Origin of the sequence: Vibrio sp. 5S239 (assembly GCF_041439575.1) — a bacterium.
Lineage (GTDB): Bacteria > Pseudomonadota > Gammaproteobacteria > Enterobacterales > Vibrionaceae > Vibrio > Vibrio kanaloae.
Genome location: NZ_JBGOOM010000004.1, coordinates 131,597 through 149,183, shown reverse-complemented (window position 1 = coordinate 149,183; position 17,587 = coordinate 131,597). Strand labels below are relative to the sequence as shown.

The 17,587-nt window shown below is 44.4% G+C and carries 13 protein-coding genes; 7 read left to right on the top strand and 6 right to left on the bottom strand.

Going from position 1 to position 17,587, the window contains the following annotated elements:
• Nucleotides 1-36 precede the first annotated feature (36 nt).
• Nucleotides 37-2,385, bottom strand: a complete 2,349-nt coding sequence (gene lptD, locus ACED48_RS05255; protein ID WP_032547886.1) for an LPS assembly protein LptD — start codon at nucleotides 2,383-2,385, stop codon at nucleotides 37-39.
• A 149-nt stretch (nucleotides 2,386-2,534) separates the two neighbouring features.
• Here lptD and djlA point away from each other — a divergent pair, with 149 nt between their 5' ends.
• Entirely contained in the window at nucleotides 2,535-3,389 is an 855-nt protein-coding gene (djlA, locus tag ACED48_RS05250) for a co-chaperone DjlA (protein ID WP_017055977.1), read from the top strand.
• A 57-nt stretch (nucleotides 3,390-3,446) separates the two neighbouring features.
• Nucleotides 3,447-3,992, top strand: a complete 546-nt coding sequence (locus ACED48_RS05245; protein ID WP_017055978.1) for a DUF924 family protein — start codon at nucleotides 3,447-3,449, stop codon at nucleotides 3,990-3,992.
• Nucleotides 3,993-4,092: 100 nt separating this feature from the next.
• Here ACED48_RS05245 and ACED48_RS05240 read toward each other — a convergent pair whose 3' ends face one another.
• The 5 genes from ACED48_RS05240 to leuA form a co-directional block, all read right to left on the bottom strand.
• Nucleotides 4,093-4,875, bottom strand: coding sequence for a DUF547 domain-containing protein (locus ACED48_RS05240; RefSeq protein WP_017055979.1), 783 nt, complete (start codon nucleotides 4,873-4,875; stop codon nucleotides 4,093-4,095).
• A 156-nt stretch (nucleotides 4,876-5,031) separates the two neighbouring features.
• Complete coding sequence (gene leuD / locus ACED48_RS05235; RefSeq protein ID WP_017055980.1) at nucleotides 5,032-5,634, bottom strand: 3-isopropylmalate dehydratase small subunit; 603 nt, start codon at nucleotides 5,632-5,634, stop codon at nucleotides 5,032-5,034.
• Between the two features lie 14 nt (nucleotides 5,635-5,648).
• Nucleotides 5,649-7,061, bottom strand: coding sequence for a 3-isopropylmalate dehydratase large subunit (gene leuC, locus ACED48_RS05230; RefSeq protein ID WP_017055981.1), 1,413 nt, complete (start codon nucleotides 7,059-7,061; stop codon nucleotides 5,649-5,651).
• Nucleotides 7,062-7,179: 118 nt separating this feature from the next.
• Complete coding sequence (gene leuB, locus ACED48_RS05225) at nucleotides 7,180-8,271, bottom strand: 3-isopropylmalate dehydrogenase (RefSeq protein WP_017055982.1); 1,092 nt, start codon at nucleotides 8,269-8,271, stop codon at nucleotides 7,180-7,182.
• Nucleotides 8,272-8,368: 97 nt separating this feature from the next.
• Nucleotides 8,369-9,916: a 2-isopropylmalate synthase gene (leuA, locus tag ACED48_RS05220; RefSeq protein ID WP_017055983.1), complete on the bottom strand. Its 1,548-nt coding sequence runs from the start codon at nucleotides 9,914-9,916 to the stop codon at nucleotides 8,369-8,371.
• A 568-nt stretch (nucleotides 9,917-10,484) separates the two neighbouring features.
• Here leuA and ACED48_RS05215 point away from each other — a divergent pair.
• The 5 genes from ACED48_RS05215 (at nucleotide 10,485) to ACED48_RS05195 (ending at nucleotide 17,429) form a co-directional block, all read left to right on the top strand.
• Nucleotides 10,485-11,144 (top strand): TetR/AcrR family transcriptional regulator, encoded by a 660-nt coding sequence (locus tag ACED48_RS05215; RefSeq protein WP_029626927.1) that lies wholly within the window; start codon nucleotides 10,485-10,487, stop codon nucleotides 11,142-11,144.
• Nucleotides 11,144-12,481: an efflux RND transporter periplasmic adaptor subunit gene (locus tag ACED48_RS05210; RefSeq protein WP_017055985.1), complete on the top strand. Its 1,338-nt coding sequence runs from the start codon at nucleotides 11,144-11,146 to the stop codon at nucleotides 12,479-12,481. Before ACED48_RS05215 ends, ACED48_RS05210 begins: the two co-directional genes overlap by 1 nt.
• Nucleotides 12,478-15,585: an efflux RND transporter permease subunit gene (locus ACED48_RS05205; protein WP_017055986.1), complete on the top strand. Its 3,108-nt coding sequence runs from the start codon at nucleotides 12,478-12,480 to the stop codon at nucleotides 15,583-15,585. Before ACED48_RS05210 ends, ACED48_RS05205 begins: the two co-directional genes overlap by 4 nt.
• 210 nt (nucleotides 15,586-15,795) lie before the next feature.
• Entirely contained in the window at nucleotides 15,796-16,320 is a 525-nt protein-coding gene (locus ACED48_RS05200; protein ID WP_017055987.1) for a phosphatase PAP2 family protein, read from the top strand.
• Nucleotides 16,321-16,373: 53 nt separating this feature from the next.
• The gene (locus ACED48_RS05195) at nucleotides 16,374-17,429 is read left to right on the top strand and encodes an MJ1255/VC2487 family glycosyltransferase (protein ID WP_017055988.1); all 1,056 of its coding nucleotides are present in this window, start codon (nucleotides 16,374-16,376) and stop codon (nucleotides 17,427-17,429) included.
• Nucleotides 17,430-17,587 lie beyond the last annotated feature (158 nt).

The window sequence follows — 17,587 nt, the reverse complement described above, 5'->3', positions numbered from 1 at the left end:
CCTTTAAATTTATTGATGTTTTATCAATAAAGAAAATTAGTTGTTTAAGAAGAATGGACGGCCATAGCTCAATGCGTTATCAGAGCTGCTTTCACCGACAGCGCCAGAATCTGAGCCAATGTTGGTACCAAAGCCGACAATACCGAAGTTCACGCTGAAGTTGTTTTCATAAACGGGTGACGCGTTCGATGTGTTGATGTAATCGCCTTCCCAGCTGCGTAATTGGTTGCTGTAGGTAAAGCCAATGTACCAACAATCTGATTTATAATTGATTCGAGCTAACCATTCGAGCTCTTCTTCGGTGGTCAAGTCATAGAAGTATTGAGCGCTTGCGTTCCATTTAGGTGAAATTTGGTAAGCACCGAGTAAACCAGCTTGAGAGATACCATCTTTAGTAATTGAGCCAATATTAAAATCAACGGTGTCTTCAATGTACTCTTTGGTTACATAGCGGTAGTTTGTTTGTATGTAACCGCCAGTAAAGCGATATTCAATAGTACTATTCGCAAGCTGCATTGCAGAGGTATCAATATCGTACTGTACACCACCGTGATAGAACAGGTAATCGTCGTAGTTAAAGTCAACCTCTACCGCCCAAGATGAATAATTGGTATTTTTACTTGAGTCATCATCATTTAAGTTTTGTTTAGTATCTTTATCGATATAAAAGATCTGCCCAAAAGAGATGTTAAGACGTTCTTTATACTCATCATCAAAAAAGCGAGATGATGCTCCGTAACTCACCTGATTTGCTGATGCAATACGGTCTACACCACTGTATTTACGGCTTCTGAATAGACCGTAATAATCAGTTTGCAGTAAAGTGGTGTCGTAACGACCAATGTTAGATTGATCTTCTTTCGGGACATAAAGGTACTGGACTTGTGGTTCGAGTGTTTGAGTGTAGTTGCCAACAATCGTGGTATCTCGTTCCAGAACGATACCAGCATGGCTTCTAAATTCAGGGATAACTCGACTTGCTGACTCTTCTAAGCCTTCATAATCAGACCCCGTACCAGTATCAACGCCATCAAGATCTTGTTGGTAGTATGTACCCAGTAATCGCGCTTCTGTTGTCCAAGTTCCCCAGGTATTTCCGACTGGGATAGTAATGCCAGGCTCAACGTGAACACGAGTAGCTGAAGGCTTACCTTTTGCGTCAGTGTCAAATATCGAGACGTGGCTGATCATGTCGAAGTCTAAATATTCCATTACTTCAGGAGCATAATAGTTATACTCGAGTTGTGGCATGAGACGATAAGGCAAGTTATTGGTGGTTGTAAGGACTTGGAAATCTCGGACAAGTATAGAAGCATCCCAATTTTGAGAACGATAGGTAGCTTGGCCTTCTTGAAGTAGTTGCCCATCTTCACGGTTACCAATACTGCTTGAGTTGACGTCGGTAAAGTAATCGATATCGCTCACTTTGGAGTAATCGAGTTCAAATAACCAAGACTGTTGGAATATTCCAGAGTGCTCTAATTGAGCGCCCCAACGGTCGCCTTTCTCTTCGTACTTTTTATCATTAGGTAGGTATTCTGACTTGATACTACCCGAACCAAAGTCGCTCAAATATCTGAATTTACTGTTTAGTTGAGTACCGCGCTCTTGCATGTACTTGAGTGTGGTTTCCAAATCGTAGTTTGGTGCCAAGTTCCAATACACCGGGACTTCAGCTTCGAAACCATCGCTTGAACCATACGAAACGGTTGGATACAAGAAGCCGGTTTTACGGGTATCGCCGACTGGTACGGTCAAATACGGTAAGTAAAAAACGGGAACACTTTGGATCTCAAAACGAGGGTTGTAAAAAGTGGCTTGTTCTTCGTCTTGGTCGACACTGATACTTGAGGCTCTTAGGCGCCAAGCGTTGTCGCCAATAGGGCAAGAGGTGATTGAGCCATCTTCAATTTCATAAACCGCTTTACCAGTCTTAGACACGTAAACCGCGTTTCCGCGACCTGGTTCACAAAGAAATTCGTAATCGGTATTTTCTAATGTCATTTCGTCGGTAGTCAGATTGTTGGTTGCTCTGTCCGATACTGACTTTATTTGACCATCACTAAAGTTTACGTTGCCTTCAGCTACAACGATGTTTTCTTGTTGGTGCAGGGTTACGTTATCAGCAAGGATGGTCTTGTTCCCTTGCGTAACTTTTACGTCACCTGAATATATTGCCTTGTCACCATTGATAGCTTCTAAGCGATCTGACTCAACATGTGCGGGTAGCTGCGTCTCGTTTTCTGCAGCGGGCTCGATCAAGCATTGATCTATAGAGGGCATTTCCTGCACACTACTATCGGTGATTGTTTCAGCTTGAGTTGTCGACACGTATAACGCCGTACTTATAGACGCGGCTAACAAGGTGCGGGAAAAAGATTGCATGAAGTTGAACTATCCTGTGTCACTAGATGAAGGGTTGATCTAGTATCAATCCAATTAATAAAGCATTTTCCTTATGATAAAGGAAATATTAGCATTCAGCATCATCAGACAGCATTACTCAGATAAAATTCATAGATAGAGAACACATAATGCAAATATTTGGCAAAATTTTGGGCGCTTTTTTTGGCTTTTTATTTGGAGGTCCGCTTGGTCTGATTTTTGGCCTATTTTTAGGACACCAGTTCGATAAAGCTCGTCGGTTGAACCAATCGGGTTTTAATAGTTCTGGTTTTGGCCGAGGGCCAAGCCAAGTAGAAAGGCAGAATGAGTTTTTTAAAGCCGCTTTTGCGGTTATGGGGCATGTCGCTAAAGCTAAAGGTCAGGTAACACCTGAAGAAATTCAGTTAGCTTCCACTATGATGGAGCGCATGAATCTGCATGGTGAACAACGTCAAGCCGCGCAAGATGCTTTCCGTGATGGTAAAGAGAGCGACTTTCCGTTAAGTGATGCGCTTGAACGCGTGAAGATTTCATCAGGCGGTCGTTTTGATCTATTGCAATTCTTCTTAGAACTGCAAATTTCAGCAGCGTTTGCTGATGGGAGCTTGCATCCAAGCGAGCGTCAGGTTCTCCATAAGATCGCTCAAGGGCTTGGTTTTTCTTCGGAACAACTAGATCGCCGCCTACAGATGCAAGAAGCGGCATTCCGCTTCCAGCAGCAAGGTGGAAGCTTTGGTGGTCAGCAAGGTCACGGACAGTCATCAGGTTGGCAACAGGCTTCGCAACAGAACCAGCTTGGCGATGCATATAAGGTTCTTGGTGTGAGTGAAAGTGCTGACGGTAAAGAGGTGAAGAAAGCCTACCGTAAACTGATGAATGAACATCACCCAGATAAACTGATGGCGAAGGGCTTACCGCCTGAGATGATGAATGTTGCGAAAGAGAAATCGCAAGAAATTCAGAATGCTTATGATCTGATAAAGAAGGTCAAAGGCTTTAAGTAGTTGAACACTAAACCGAGTAATAACAAAGTTACTCGGTTTTTTATTAAAAGGAATTATATGACGGTAACGTATCAGGATGTTCTAGAGTTTTGGTTCGATGAATTAACGCCTAAAGATTGGTTTACTGGCGGCGCCGAGATTGACGTTGTGATTGAGTCTCGATTTGCTGAACTGCATAAAGCAGCCGTTCAAGGTGAGCTATTTGAATGGCGACAAAGCGCACACGGGCGTTTAGCTGAGATTATCGTGCTTGATCAGTTTTCTCGAAATATTGGTAGAAACAGTCCGACAGCTTTTTCGGCTGATCCGATGGCGTTAGCTCTAGCTCAAGAGGCGGTAGCGGGTGGTTTTGATCACCAGCTTAACGAGCAACAAAAAAGCTTCCTGTATATGCCTTATATGCACAGTGAATCTTTGTTAGTCCATGAACAAGCCGTGGAACTCTTTTCTCAAACGGGATTAGAACATAATCTGGATTTTGAGTTTAAGCACAAGGTCATCATTGAGCGTTTTGGTCGCTACCCTCATCGTAATGAGGTGCTAGGGCGAGCTTCGACTCCCGAAGAAATTGAATTCTTGCAGCAACCGGGCTCAAGTTTTTAATCGTAGAAATACCCTCAAAGAATTGAGAAGAGGCTAGTGGTTAATCAAAACCTCTAGCCTCTTTTTTATTTCTCTTTAATGATGAACTTTAGCGTTAGCGCTAGTTTGCTTGGTTGAGCGACCAGTCGTAGTCATAACTGATGTTTTGAGTATTGGTTACTGCTTCAGTTCGATACTGGTCTAAGTGCTGAATAAGTTGTTTCTTCGTACCAAAATCCACAGCAAACCATTCGTAAATTGATGATAGTTGAAGCTTATTATTTGTAACCAGTACGCCTTTATCACTGTTTACAAACTCAGAGGCTGCTTGTTCGAGTAAAGCTTCGGTGTTGTCAGTCGTAAAGGCTTGAAGTTGTAGGTTAGGACAACCTAGGCTGGCACAGTTCACTGCATAATGAGTGCGTGGGTCTTGCCAAATAGGTCTTAGGATCCGGTGTTCAATATCATTGAGTGTCAGTGATTTACCATTGACGACGACTACATCATCTCCCCACGGCCCGAAACTAAATAGTCCGCCAAGTTTAGTTATGGATTTGATCGGGTAGGCATCAAGAATCAAATCGACAGTCACGGCGTTATATAGATTAACCCAGTAGGCATACTGCTCCGCTTTTGAATAGTCGAGCGGATTCACCTGTTCGAGTTGCTTGATGTATTGCTTAAGTTTGGTCTTATCGGCAGTGTTCACCGCTTTATATCTAACTAACGTATTTTGCCCCTGTTTAACCAAGTAGCTATCGAGGAATTGCTGCCAATCTTGATGAGATACCTGTTCTAGATTGGTTTCGTCGCTTTGGTTCCAGTATGGCCAAAGATCGGATTTAGGCGCAGACCAAGTTAAGGTTGAGAAAAGTAGGCTGACAATAAAAAGTAGTTGTTTCATGGCATTCTCCTGATGACTGACTACTAAGACCTTATGGCTTACCATTTTCTTTCATTGCTCTTCATTTAAATAAACATATGAAGTTAAGTTAAAAGCTTAGCCAAATAAAAAAGGTTGGCACTTGGCCAACCTTTAGATTTATTCAGAAACGTCTCATTATTTTAGGAAGCTAGGAATCTTAGCTTCAAACTCTGAAATCTTATCGGCGTGTTGAAGTGTAAGGCCGATATTATCTAAACCATTCAGTAAGCAGTGACGACGGAACTCATCAATTTCAAACGAGTACTCTTTGCCGTTCGCGCTGACTTTCATTGCTTCTAGATCAACCGTAATTTCTGCACCTTCATTCGCTTCAACGAATTGGAATAGCTCATCCACTTCTTGCTCAGTCAATCGAACTGGCACCATTTGGTTGTTGATCGAGTTACCGTAAAAAATGTCGGCAAAGCTTGGTGCGATCATTACTTGGATACCATAATCGGCAAGCGCCCAAGGTGCGTGTTCACGAGATGAGCCACAACCGAAGTTTTCACGAGCTAGAAGAATTGAAGCGCCTTGGTAGCGAGCTTCGTTCATTACAAACTCAGGGTTTGGTTGTTGGCCTGCATCATCTAGGAAGCGCCAATCGTGGAACAAGTGCTTACCAAAACCAGTACGGTTTACTTTCTGTAGAAACTGCTTTGGAATGATTGCATCAGTATCGATGTTGGCCGTATCTAGAGGAACGACTAATCCGGTGTGTTGTTGAAAACCTGACATGTTAAATCCTCTAATTAAAGTTCACGAATATCGACAAAGTGACCAGCGATCGCTGCAGCGGCAGCCATTGCAGGGCTAACTAGGTGCGTACGACCATCACGGCCTTGGCGACCTTCAAAGTTACGGTTTGATGTAGAAGCACAGCGCTCTTGTGGACCGAGACGGTCGTTGTTCATTGCAAGACACATAGAACAGCCTGGTAAACGCCATTCAAAGCCGGCTTCGATGAAGATCTTATCTAGGCCTTCAGCTTCAGCTTGTGCTTTAACTTGCTCTGAACCCGGAACGATCAATGCTTGAACGTGTTTCGCTACTTGGCGACCTTTCGCTACCGCTGCTGCTGCACGCATGTCTTCGATACGAGAGTTAGTACAAGAACCAACGAACACTTTATCGACGTTGTAATCCGATAGAGATTTACCCGCTTCAAGACCCATGTAAGCCAGCGCTTTTTCAGCCGACGCTTTTTCTACAGGGTCAGCGAAGCTTTCTGGTGCCGGGATTGGCGTGTCTACCGAGATAACCTGACCTGGGTTAGTGCCCCAAGTAACTTGTGGTTTGATGTCTGCTGCTTCTAGTGTAACAACCGCATCGAATTCTGCATCAGCATCGGTTTTTAACGTATCCCAGTATTCGATTGCTGCTTCTAAGTCTTCACCTTGTGGAGAGAACTTACGACCTTTAATGTACTCGTAGGTGATTTCATCCGGTGCTATTAGGCCTGCTTTAGCGCCCAACTCGATAGCCATGTTACACACCGTCATACGACCTTCCATCGTAAGGTCGGTAATCGCCTCACCACAGAATTCCACTACGTAGCCTGTACCGCCAGCGGCTGTTGTCTTGCCGATGATCGCTAACACGATATCTTTTGCAGTGATGCCTGGAGCAACCTTGCCTTTTACTTCGATCTTCATCGTTTTAGCACGAGCTTGTTTTAGTGTTTGCGTAGCTAGAACGTGCTCAACTTCTGAAGTACCGATACCGAATGCAAGAGAACCAAATGCACCGTGTGTTGCCGTGTGCGAGTCACCACATACGATGGTCATGCCCGGTAGCGTAATACCCAGTTCAGGGCCCATTACGTGCACAATACCTTGGTATTTGTGGTTTAGGTCGTAAAGCGTGACACCAAACTCTTCACAGTTCTTCGATAGCGTTTCCATTTGGATACGAGCCATCTCGCCAGAAGCGTTGATGTCTTTAGTTTGTGTCGATACGTTGTGATCCATGGTCGCGAAGGTTTTGCCTACTTGGCGAACTTTACGGCCTTTTTCTCGAAGACCATCAAAGGCTTGTGGCGACGTTACTTCGTGGACAAGGTGACGATCGATGTAAAGAATGGGAGTTTCGCCTTCTGCTGCTACTGCAACGTGAGCGTCATACACTTTCTCGTATAAGGTTTTTGCTTGCTGGTTTGTCGACATAGCTTTTCTTCCTTGGGAGCATCAGTCCCAGTGTGTGTTTCGAGCCAAGTCATGTGATTTAAGCTGACTTGGCTTGATATTATTCTTATGTACTTGCTTTAATTCTAGAGCGTCTAGCTTATGAAGCTAAGATATACTCTGCAATCTTGTCACCCATTTCAGATGTCGTCAGCGCCTGGTTGCCGCCTGCTAGGTCTGCTGTTAGCTCGCCTGCTGAAAGCGCTTTAGATACCGCAGTTTCTATATCTTGTGCTGCCGCTTCTTCGCCTAGGCTGTAACGAAGCATTAGCGCGGCAGAAAGAATCTGTGCGACTGGGTTAGCGATGTTCTTGCCTGCGATATCTGGTGCGCTGCCACCTGCAGGTTCGTATAGGCCGAAGTTGCTTTCATTTAAGCTTGCAGAAGGAAGCATACCCATAGAGCCTGTGATCATTGCGCACTCATCAGAGATAATGTCACCAAAGATGTTTGAACATAGCATTACGTCAAACTGAGATGGGTCTTTGATTAACTGCATGGTCGCGTTGTCGATGTACATATGGTTTAGCGTGACATCTGGGTAATCTTTTGCGATCTCTTCAACTACTTCACGCCATAAGATAGAGCTCTGTAGAACGTTTGCTTTGTCGATTGAGTAAACATTTTTGTTACGTAGACGTGCAGATTCAAACGCAATTTTTGCAATACGTTCGATTTCGTAACGGTGGTAAACCTCTGTATCAAAAGCTTTTTCAGTTGCGCCTTCACCTTCACGACCTTTAGGTTGGCCGAAGTAGATGCCGCCTGTTAGTTCACGAACTACAACGATGTCGAAGCCGTTACCTGAGATGTCAGCACGCAAAGGCGAGAAAGACTCTAGACCTTTATGGATTTGTGCCGGGCGTAGATTACAGAACAGTTGGAAGTGTTTACGCAGAGGAAGTAGGGCACCACGCTCTGGTTGATCGTTTGGTGGAAGGTGCTCCCACTTAGGTCCGCCGACAGAACCAAAAAGTACCGCGTCAGATTCTTCACAGCCTGCTACTGTTGCTTCTGGAAGTGGACTGCCGTGATTATCAATCGCAATTCCACCAACATCATACTCTTCGCGAGAAAAGCTAATCGCGTGCTTCTTTTCGATCGCGTCTAGCACTTTATGTGCTTGTTGCATTACTTCTGGGCCAATGCCATCACCAGGTAGTACGGCAATTTTGTATGATTTATCTGTCATGTTAATCCTTTAATTCTTGTTACTGAGCTATGACAGCTCTTTAAAATTTTGTCCCTAAAGCCAATAACATCGGCTCTAGGGCTCTGTTATTGGGATATTAAACTGTCGCGATTCTTTGCTGTTTCATTTCTGCGATGGTGTCTGCGCGCTGAATGCTATTAATAACGTGCAGTAGCGCTTGACCAGAAGCTTCAACGATATCGGTTGAAACGCCCGTACCGTGGTACTTGCGGCCTTTATAGTTCGCAATAATATCGGCTTGGCCTAAACCATCTTCGCCTTCACCTTTTGCGGTTAGGTCGAATTTGTCTAGCACGATTTCATAACCCGTTAAGCGGTAGATGCATTGGTATAAGGCATCAACAGGGCCGTTACCAACAGCCGCTTCGCATTTCTCTTCATCTCCACATTGCAGTTTGATGCTGGTGGTGGACATAACACTACCAGATTGTACGCTTAGGTAATTCAGTTTATAGAAGTCGTCTTCGTCACGTAGATTTGCGAAGTGCATTAGTGCTTCTAGGTCGTAATCGAACACTTGGCCTTTGCGATCAGCCAGTTTCAAGAAGTCTTCGTACAATGAATCTAGGTTGTACTCATTGTCTTTGTAGCCCATTGCGTCCATGTGGCTCTTAACGGCAGCACGGCCACTGCGGCTTGTTAGGTTCAATGCCTTGTTTTTCAAGCCAATAGACTCAGGCGTCATGATCTCGTAAGTGTTTTTGTTCTTAAGCATGCCATCTTGGTGGATACCTGAAGAGTGGCTGAATGCGTTAGCACCAACGATTGCTTTGTTGTCTTGAATTGGCATGTGGCAAAGCTGGCTAACCAACTTACTGGTACGGTGAATTTCTTTGTGGTCCAAACCAGTATGAACACCTAATAGCTCTTGACGAGTTTTGATGATCATTGCGATTTCTTCTAAAGAACAGTTACCCGCACGCTCACCAATACCATTGATTGTGCCTTCAATTTGTCGTGCTCCTGCTTGAACGGCAGCAATTGAGTTAGCAACCGACATGCCTAAGTCATCGTGACAGTGAACAGATATGATCGCTTGATCGATGTTTGGTACGCGATCAAATAGCGTTTGGATAATGCCGCCGAATTCATTTGGTACTGTGTAGCCTACGGTGTCTGGAATGTTGATGGTTTTTGCGCCAGCGTTGATAGCGGCTTCAACCATACGACATAGGTTGTCGATAGGGGTACGACCGGCATCTTCACAAGAGAACTCAACATCATCGGTATAGTTACGCGCATGCTTTACCGCTTTCACTGCCATCTCGACAACATCGTCATAGCTGCGACGTAGTTTATCTTGTACGTGAACCGTTGAGGTTGAAATGAAGGTATGGATACGGAATTGATCTGCTACTTTTAGTGCTTCTGCTGCGGCGTCTATATCCTTGGCAACGGCACGAGAAAGTGCACAAATTCGGCTATCTTTGATGTGTTTCGCAATAGTTTGAACTGATTCGAAATCACCGGGAGAAGAAACTGGGAAGCCAGCCTCAATAACGTCCACACCCAGTCTCTCGAGAGCGTAAGCGATCTGTAACTTCTCTTTTACCGTGAGACTTGCTGCAAGAGCTTGCTCGCCGTCACGTAAGGTCGTATCAAAAATTATTACTTGATCGTTCATGGGTGCTTCCTTATATCGACAATAAATCGATTGCTATCCAAATTATTATTAAGAATGATGTTCTTTTAAAAGTGCCAGTTACAAAAAAACCCGCTCAGCGCGGGTTTTAATATTTGTGTAGTTCTTGACCCACAACTTACCCGCGCGATTGGTTCACGATAAGGAGAAGTTTCAGCAGTAGAGAAGAAGAAAAAATCATTACACAAATATCCGTAAATAAACTGTTAACACCATATTTACCGTAATTTATTCTGAGCGTCAAACAAGAAAATCCAATATCAGTGTGCTTTGGTGGTGTTTTTGTTTGGCTTGTGCTGTTTTTTGTTTTTATATTGGATTTATCAACTGATTGGTGGTTTTGTACTGGCGGGTTAGTTTATCGATTGGCTTATGTATAGGTTAAAACTTTGTAGTAAATCTTTTTGTCGGAACGATTCATCAACTAAATCGAATGTATGGGCAAATTAATTAATCAATCGATTAAATAGTGAGTAATTAATGTTCTACTACTGTGTTGATTTATCCCTATAATTAATCGTGTGATTAATTATAGGGATAGGTCTCAATGATGGCAGCGCGTAAAGCAGGGCGACCTCAACAAAACCTTGATGTCAGGCAGCTACTCATCGAGCACGCTCGAGATCTGTTCGTTATTCAACCTTACGATAAAGTTTCGACACGTTTAATTGCAGAGCGTGCTGGAGTAAACATTGCGATGATCCGTTACTACTTTGGCAATAAAGCCGGATTGTTTGAAGCGATGCTGCGTGAAACGCTACGTCCGATGCAAATACAGATGCAGAAGTTGGTGGCAGAGAGCAGCCATGAGAACTTTCTTGATTTAATGCGAACTTATTATAAAGAGATGGTTAAGGTGCCTAAGTTTCCTCGCTTGATTGCCCAAGTGATGAATATGCCTCCCTCAGAGGTTCAAAGAGAGTTGTTAGAAAAAGTATTTCAGGATGTGGCTAAGCCTGCCCAAGATGTCATCTTTGAAAAGTTAGTCGAGCAGGGCATATTGAAGAAGAACATGGATCCAAAACTGTGTCGCGTTTCGTACATTAGCCTAATGGTATTTCCTTTTATTGCACCGCCACCTTTGTTAGCGATCCATGGTATTGAGCTTAACGAAGCCTTTCTTAATCGTTTAATCGAACACAACATTCAATTGATGACCGAAGGCTTTATCAATGTATCTAGCGCTACTCCCTTGCAGGAATCAAGATAATGAAAATAAGTAAAAAACTCCTCTTTTTTCCAGCACTAGCGGTTGGTGTTATTGGTTTGGTGGTTGCGATTAATTTTAAGCTTGATCTGCCGACTAAACCCGCGGGAGATAGGGCTCGTTTAGTCGAAACGGTCAGCTTAGAACAACAAATGATCGCGCCGTTGGCGGTGGGCTTTGGCAGAGTGGTGCCTAAGGTTGAATGGAAAGCGATTGCCGAGGTGACAGGGCAGATCGTGTACCGTCACCCCGATCTAGAAAAGGGCCAAATTATTGCCGCGGGTACTGAGGTACTAAAGATCGATCCTTTGGATTATGAATTGAAGTTAGTGCAAGCTGAAGCGGATCTTAAATCAAGCCAGACCTCACTCGCGAAGTTGAATCAAGAAGAAGACAACCTTAAGCAGACTCTTAAGATCGAAAAGAATCGTTTAGTGATCAGTAATAAAGAGCTACAACGTAAACAAGATCTGCGTAAGAAAGGGCTGACTTCTCAATCGGATGTCGACCTACAACAACAAAGTGCATTGTCTCAGCAGAAATTGGTATTAGATATTGCGAACCAAATTGCCTTAATGCCAGATGAAAAGCGTGTCGCGGAGGCGGTGATTAAGGTCAACGTGTCTAAGGTAAAAGAGGCGCAGCGCTCTCTCGATAAGACCACTATCACTTTGCCAAGGGCAATGCGAATCGCTCAGGTTGATATTGAACAAAACCAAGTGGTTAATCTTCAGCAAGAGATGTTTGTTGCTCATGGGATTGACGTTATGGAAGTTGAGGCACAACTCTCTATTCACGATATGCAAACTTTAGCCTCCAGTTTCAACCAGTTCCCTCGCGATGCTGCTGGGATCCCTAATCCTTATCAAGCGCCAATCAAAGCGACGATCCAGATGAACAGTGGCAGCTTGAATCTGAGCTGGCCAGCGAAGGTAGCAAGAATCAGTGAAACCGTTGATGAACACCAAGCCACAGCGGGGGTTATTCTTGAAATCGCTCAAGATTATGCTGAATTACAGCCAGGCAGTGCGACGCCGCTGGTGAATGGTATGTTTGTAAAAGCTGAAATTGAAGGTATGGCGAACCTTAATTGGATTGTACCAGAGCGAGCATTGCACGGTGACAAGGTTTACCTTATGGATAACAATCAGCGCTTGCAAGTGGTGAATGTTGAAGTGCTGTATCGCAGAGACAACCAAGTGGTTGTGAGTGGCGAGCTACAAGCCGGAGACAAGCTGATTCTTAATGATGTTCTGCCTGCTATTGAAGGTATGTTATTGAAAGAGTCTCGCTCAAATGATGATGAGCTTTCCGCTGATACTGAGGAGATCTCCTCATGATCAAGTTCTTCTCTAGGCACCCAACAGCAGCCAATTTGTTGATGCTTGGGTTGCTGATCATGGGTTTGGCTTCTTTGTCTACCATCAAGCGTGAAACCTTCCCCGCGTATGATCCACCTTATATTATGGCGGCGATCGTTTACCCCGGCGCTTCGCCACAAGAAGTAGAAGAGAGTTTGTGTGTAAGAATGGAAGACGCGGTCGATGGATTAGCTAACATTGAAGAGACTCAGTGTGAAGCGATCGAAGGCAGTGCGCGTTTAATCCTCAAGTTGAATGAGAAAGCAGATATCGGTCGAATGCTGGTGGACGTGCAAACTCAGATCAACTCGATCAATGATTTCCCAACTGAGATTGAATCGCCTGTTGTTCAAGAGCTAGATTGGAACGAACCGGTTGTTGATATCGCTATAACAGCTGAAACGTCATGGCCAGAACTTAAGGCCTACGCGGAAAATCTTAAGCGCACCATGAAGCTTGATTACGATGTCTCATTGGTCGAGGTCAGTGGTTTCTCTGATCATCAATATCGTGTGGAACTGGATACCCAAGCCATTCGTCAGCTCGGTCTGAGTGTTGGAGATATTGCCGATCAGATTGGTCGTCAGAACGTAAAACTACCGAGTGGTAACGTTGAAACACCAGACAAAAACTTCCTGATTCGTTTTGATGAAAGACGTATCACTCCGGTTGAACTAGAGAGTATCGTGGTTGGATCGGCGCCGAATGGCTCTGTGATCCGCTTGAGGGATATTGCCAAGATAACCGATCGCTTTGAGCTGGATGAACAGAAGATTCTATTTGATGGCAAACCTTCTGCACTCTTGAAGATCAGCAAAAATAAAGAAGATGACGCGTTGCGAATTAAAGAGAACGTGACCAGATTCGTGGAAGACCAGAGCGCAATTGCCCCTGATGGCGTGACACTGCAAATGACCAATGATCTCTCGTCTGTACTTTGGGATCGTCTAACCATGATGGTACGCAATGGCTGGCAAGGTATTGTGCTAGTGTTTGCAACTATGTGGCTGTTCTTCAGTTTACGCTATTCATTCTGGGTGGCGGCTGGCTTACCCGTTGCCTTCCTAGGTGGTTTATTCTTAATGGCTAACCTTGGCTTGTCGATCAACATTATGTCGCTGGTCGGCTTGTTGATGGCGATCGGTATTATGATGGATGACGCCATAGTAATAGCCGAATCGATCGCCTCCCATTTAGAGCGGGGACAAAACGTTGATGACGCGGTATACAACGGCGTTAAGAAAGTGCTCCCCGGTGTGTTGTCTTCTTTCCTAACCACAGTCTGTATTTTCGGTAGTTTACTATTTCTTGATGGAGAAATTGGAGCGGTGCTTAAAGCCGTACCTCAAGTGCTTATTTTAGTGCTGTCGTTGAGCTTGATTGAAGCCTTTCTTATTCTGCCAAACCACTTATCTCATTCATTACATAAAGAAAAAAATGACAAGCCAGCGCTGCGCTTCAAAGTGGTGCTGCTAGAGAAATTCGAGAACTTCCGTAATACCACTTTGATGAACATGGTCGAGAAGGTCGTGACCTTCCGCTACGCCTTTATGGGCGGGGTAATTACCTTATTGCTTTTATCTATCTCTTTGATTGCTGGTGGGGTTGTGAAATTTCAGCCTTTCCCTGAGTTGGATGGCGATATTGCCGAGGCGCGTATCATTCTTCCTCCGGGGGCATCACTGTCTCAAACCGAGAGAGTGGTTGACAAAATAGTCGCGTCTGCTGAGCGTTTGAACAAGCAATGGAGCGAAGAGGTCGAAGAAGGCAACACACTGGTTGAGCACATCACTAGCCAATTTAATGCCAACGCCGATGCCAATGAATCGGGCCCGCACTTAGCCACTGTGCGTTTAGATTTGCGTGGTGCAGAGAGCCGTAACACGGTTATCGATGACTTCATTGATGCATGGCGCGAAGACATTGGTAACTTGGCAGATCCTATCTCGTTAGTGTTCAAGCAACCTACAATGGGGCCGGGCGGTCGTGCTATTGAAATTCGCGCCAAACATGATGACCTGAGTGCGTTGAAATCGGCATCTTTGGATATTCAGGCATACCTCAATCAGTTCGATGGGGTGCACGGCGTGCTGGATGACATGCGCATGGGTAAAGAAGAGATCTTGGTGAAGCTGCGCCCTGGAGCCGAAACTTACAATGTGAATGGGCAAATGATCGCTTCCCAATTGCGTGCGGCTTTCTTTGGTCAGACCGCAGATGAGATTCAAATTGGGGTTGAGAATATCTCGATCGAAGTTCGTCTTGATAAAGAGCAAGCCGGTGATTTACAACAACTGGCTAACTTCCCAATCATTACCGCAGATGGTAGTCAGATCCCGCTAGCAACGTTGGCGACATTAGATTTCCAACGTAACTACGTGCGAATTCAACGTATTGATGGGCTGAGAACGATCAGTATCTTTGGTGATATCGATAATAAGAAAGCGAGCTCTTCCGCGATTTTGGCTCAGTTCCAAAAAGAAGAAGCGGCTAAGCTCAGTCAAAAATACCCGGGCTTACGTTTTGATTTCGAAGGCGAAGCCAAAGATGCGGCTAAGACTGGAGCCTCGATGGGCAAAGGCTTTTTACTCGGCTTATTCGGTGTGTTTGCGATTCTTAGTTATCAATTCAGGAGCTACCTAGAACCTGTGGTCGTAATGTTGGCAATTCCACTGGCTTTTATTGGTGTCGTTGTGGGTCACTGGTTGTTAGGGCACGCGTTAAGTATGCCAAGCATGATGGGCTTTGTGTCGCTTGCTGGGATCGTGGTCAATGATTCCATCTTGTTGGTGCAATACATTCGCCACCATGTCGATGAGGGTGATAGCGTGCATGACTCGGTTGTTAAAGCCAGCCGCGAGCGGTTCCGTGCGGTATTTTTAACGTCAATGACCACAGCAGCTGGTTTATTACCACTATTGACGGAAACCAGCTTGCAGGCTCAGGTTATTCAGCCTCTGGTGATTTCGATTGTGTTCGGCATATTTGCCTCAACTTTGTTGGTACTGTTTATGATCCCTGCGGCCTATTCGATATTGGCTGATTTTGGTTTGGTTAAGAAGCACGAGCCCCTTTCGCTATAGAGCTTTGAAGCCAGAAAGTAAGCAATAAATGATAAAGCGGCCTAGAGTCGCTTTATTTTTATGATAGATGAGTAAGCCATCCGATACAGCTGAATCAGCTACTTCTCAACCATGGAAAATTTCATTTTAGTTCATTCAAAACGTCACTTAACTGTCATTTGTTGGGCATAACTTGATCCTTAACTGAATAAGGATTGTTAAGGAGATCGTATGCGTACAATCGAACCTATTGTCCGCTGGGATGTGGCATTTTCTATTTTCTGTTTAAAGAGTCGTTATAGCGGACAACATGCAGCACTCAGTAAAGCAGTGTCTCATACTGGAGATGGACACCTTTACGTTTTCATCGCTCTGATTGCATTACTGGCTGATGGCTATACGGGGCGACAGTTTTTAATGGTTGGCTTGGCGGCCTTTGCTATTGAACTGCCTATCTATTGGTTAGCAAAAAATACTCTGAAACGACGCCGACCAGCGGAATTCTCCTCGTTACTTCATTCTCACATTGTGCCGTCAGACAAGTACAGCCTGCCATCAGGGCATGCCGCAGCTGCTTTTGTGATGGCGACCTTAATTGGGCACTTTTATCCAAGTCTATACTTATTTAGCTTGAGCTGGGCTGTCGCGATTGCTGGTTCTCGAGTCTTACTTGGTGTGCACTTTTTAACGGATATATTAATTGGCGCAGCCTTAGGTATTGCTTGTACCAGTCTCGCCATTAACTTCATTTTGTAAGTATTTCGTTGGTAACAACGATGAGTTTGAGTGACCAAGTTAAAGGAAGATTCATGAAAATCTTATATGGCGTACAAGGCACAGGTAATGGTCATATTGCGCGCGCACGAGCAATGGCTGTGGCTTTTCGTCAACATAATATCGATGTTGATTTTCTCTTTTCAGGGCGTGAAGAGAGTCAGTACTTCTCAATGGAAGCGTTTGGAAACTATCAAACTCGACATGGTCTAACTTTTTACAGTGAGCAGGGGAAGGTTAAATACGGCAAGACATTGATGAAAAATAATATCTGGCGATTTCTCAGTGAGACTAACCAGCTCGATCTGACACCGTATGATTTAGTGCTTAACGATTTTGAGCCTGTGACCGCTTGGGCCGCAAAAAGACAGGGCGTACCTTGCATAGGAATAAGTCACCAGAATGCGTTCCGTTATGATGTCCCAAAAGAAGGAGGAAACTGGATAGAACACTCCGTGATCCGACATTTCGCACCAACAGAGCACAGCATTGGGCTGCATTGGTATCACTTTGAACAGCCAATATTACCCCCTATCGTTCACACGTTAGCTCGTCATGAAAAAACGATAGATCGACAACACTTCACTTTGGTCTACTTGCCATTTGAGAATCTGGATGCGATCTCTGAATTACTAATGAAATTCATTTCTCACAATTTTGTCTGTTACCACCCGAGCGTAATTGAGCCTAACCGAATCGAAAATATTGAGTTCAAACCACTCAGTCATACAGGCTTCCAACTCGACCTAAATCGCTGTTCTGGTGTGGTAGCCAATGGTGGGTTTGAATTGCCATCTGAGGCTTTAACGTTAGGCAAGAAATTACTCCTTAAACCGCTCGAAGGGCAGTTCGAACAACAGAGCAATGTGGCGACGCTAGAGGCGCTTGGATTAGCTCAAACAATGAGTTTTTTAGACGCCGCTATCTTACGTGGATGGCTCAGCGAAAAGCAGGCTGAAGTGGTTACTTATCCAGATGTCGCAAATGCGCTCGTTGAATGGATATTGGCGGGAGATTGGTCCCATCAAGATGACTTAAGAAAACAACTTTGGGACAAGGTGGACTTCCCTAGTTATGTCTCGCTCACCTAACTCATAAGTGGTGTTTTTGATTGTACTGGTTAAATAATTCATGACTTCAATGGGTGGTGGAAAATGTAGCCAAACGATAGAACAGCTAAATAAGTAGCAATGATACTCATAAACACAGTATTTTATGTTTTTTTATAATTATGCAATCATTTGATTTT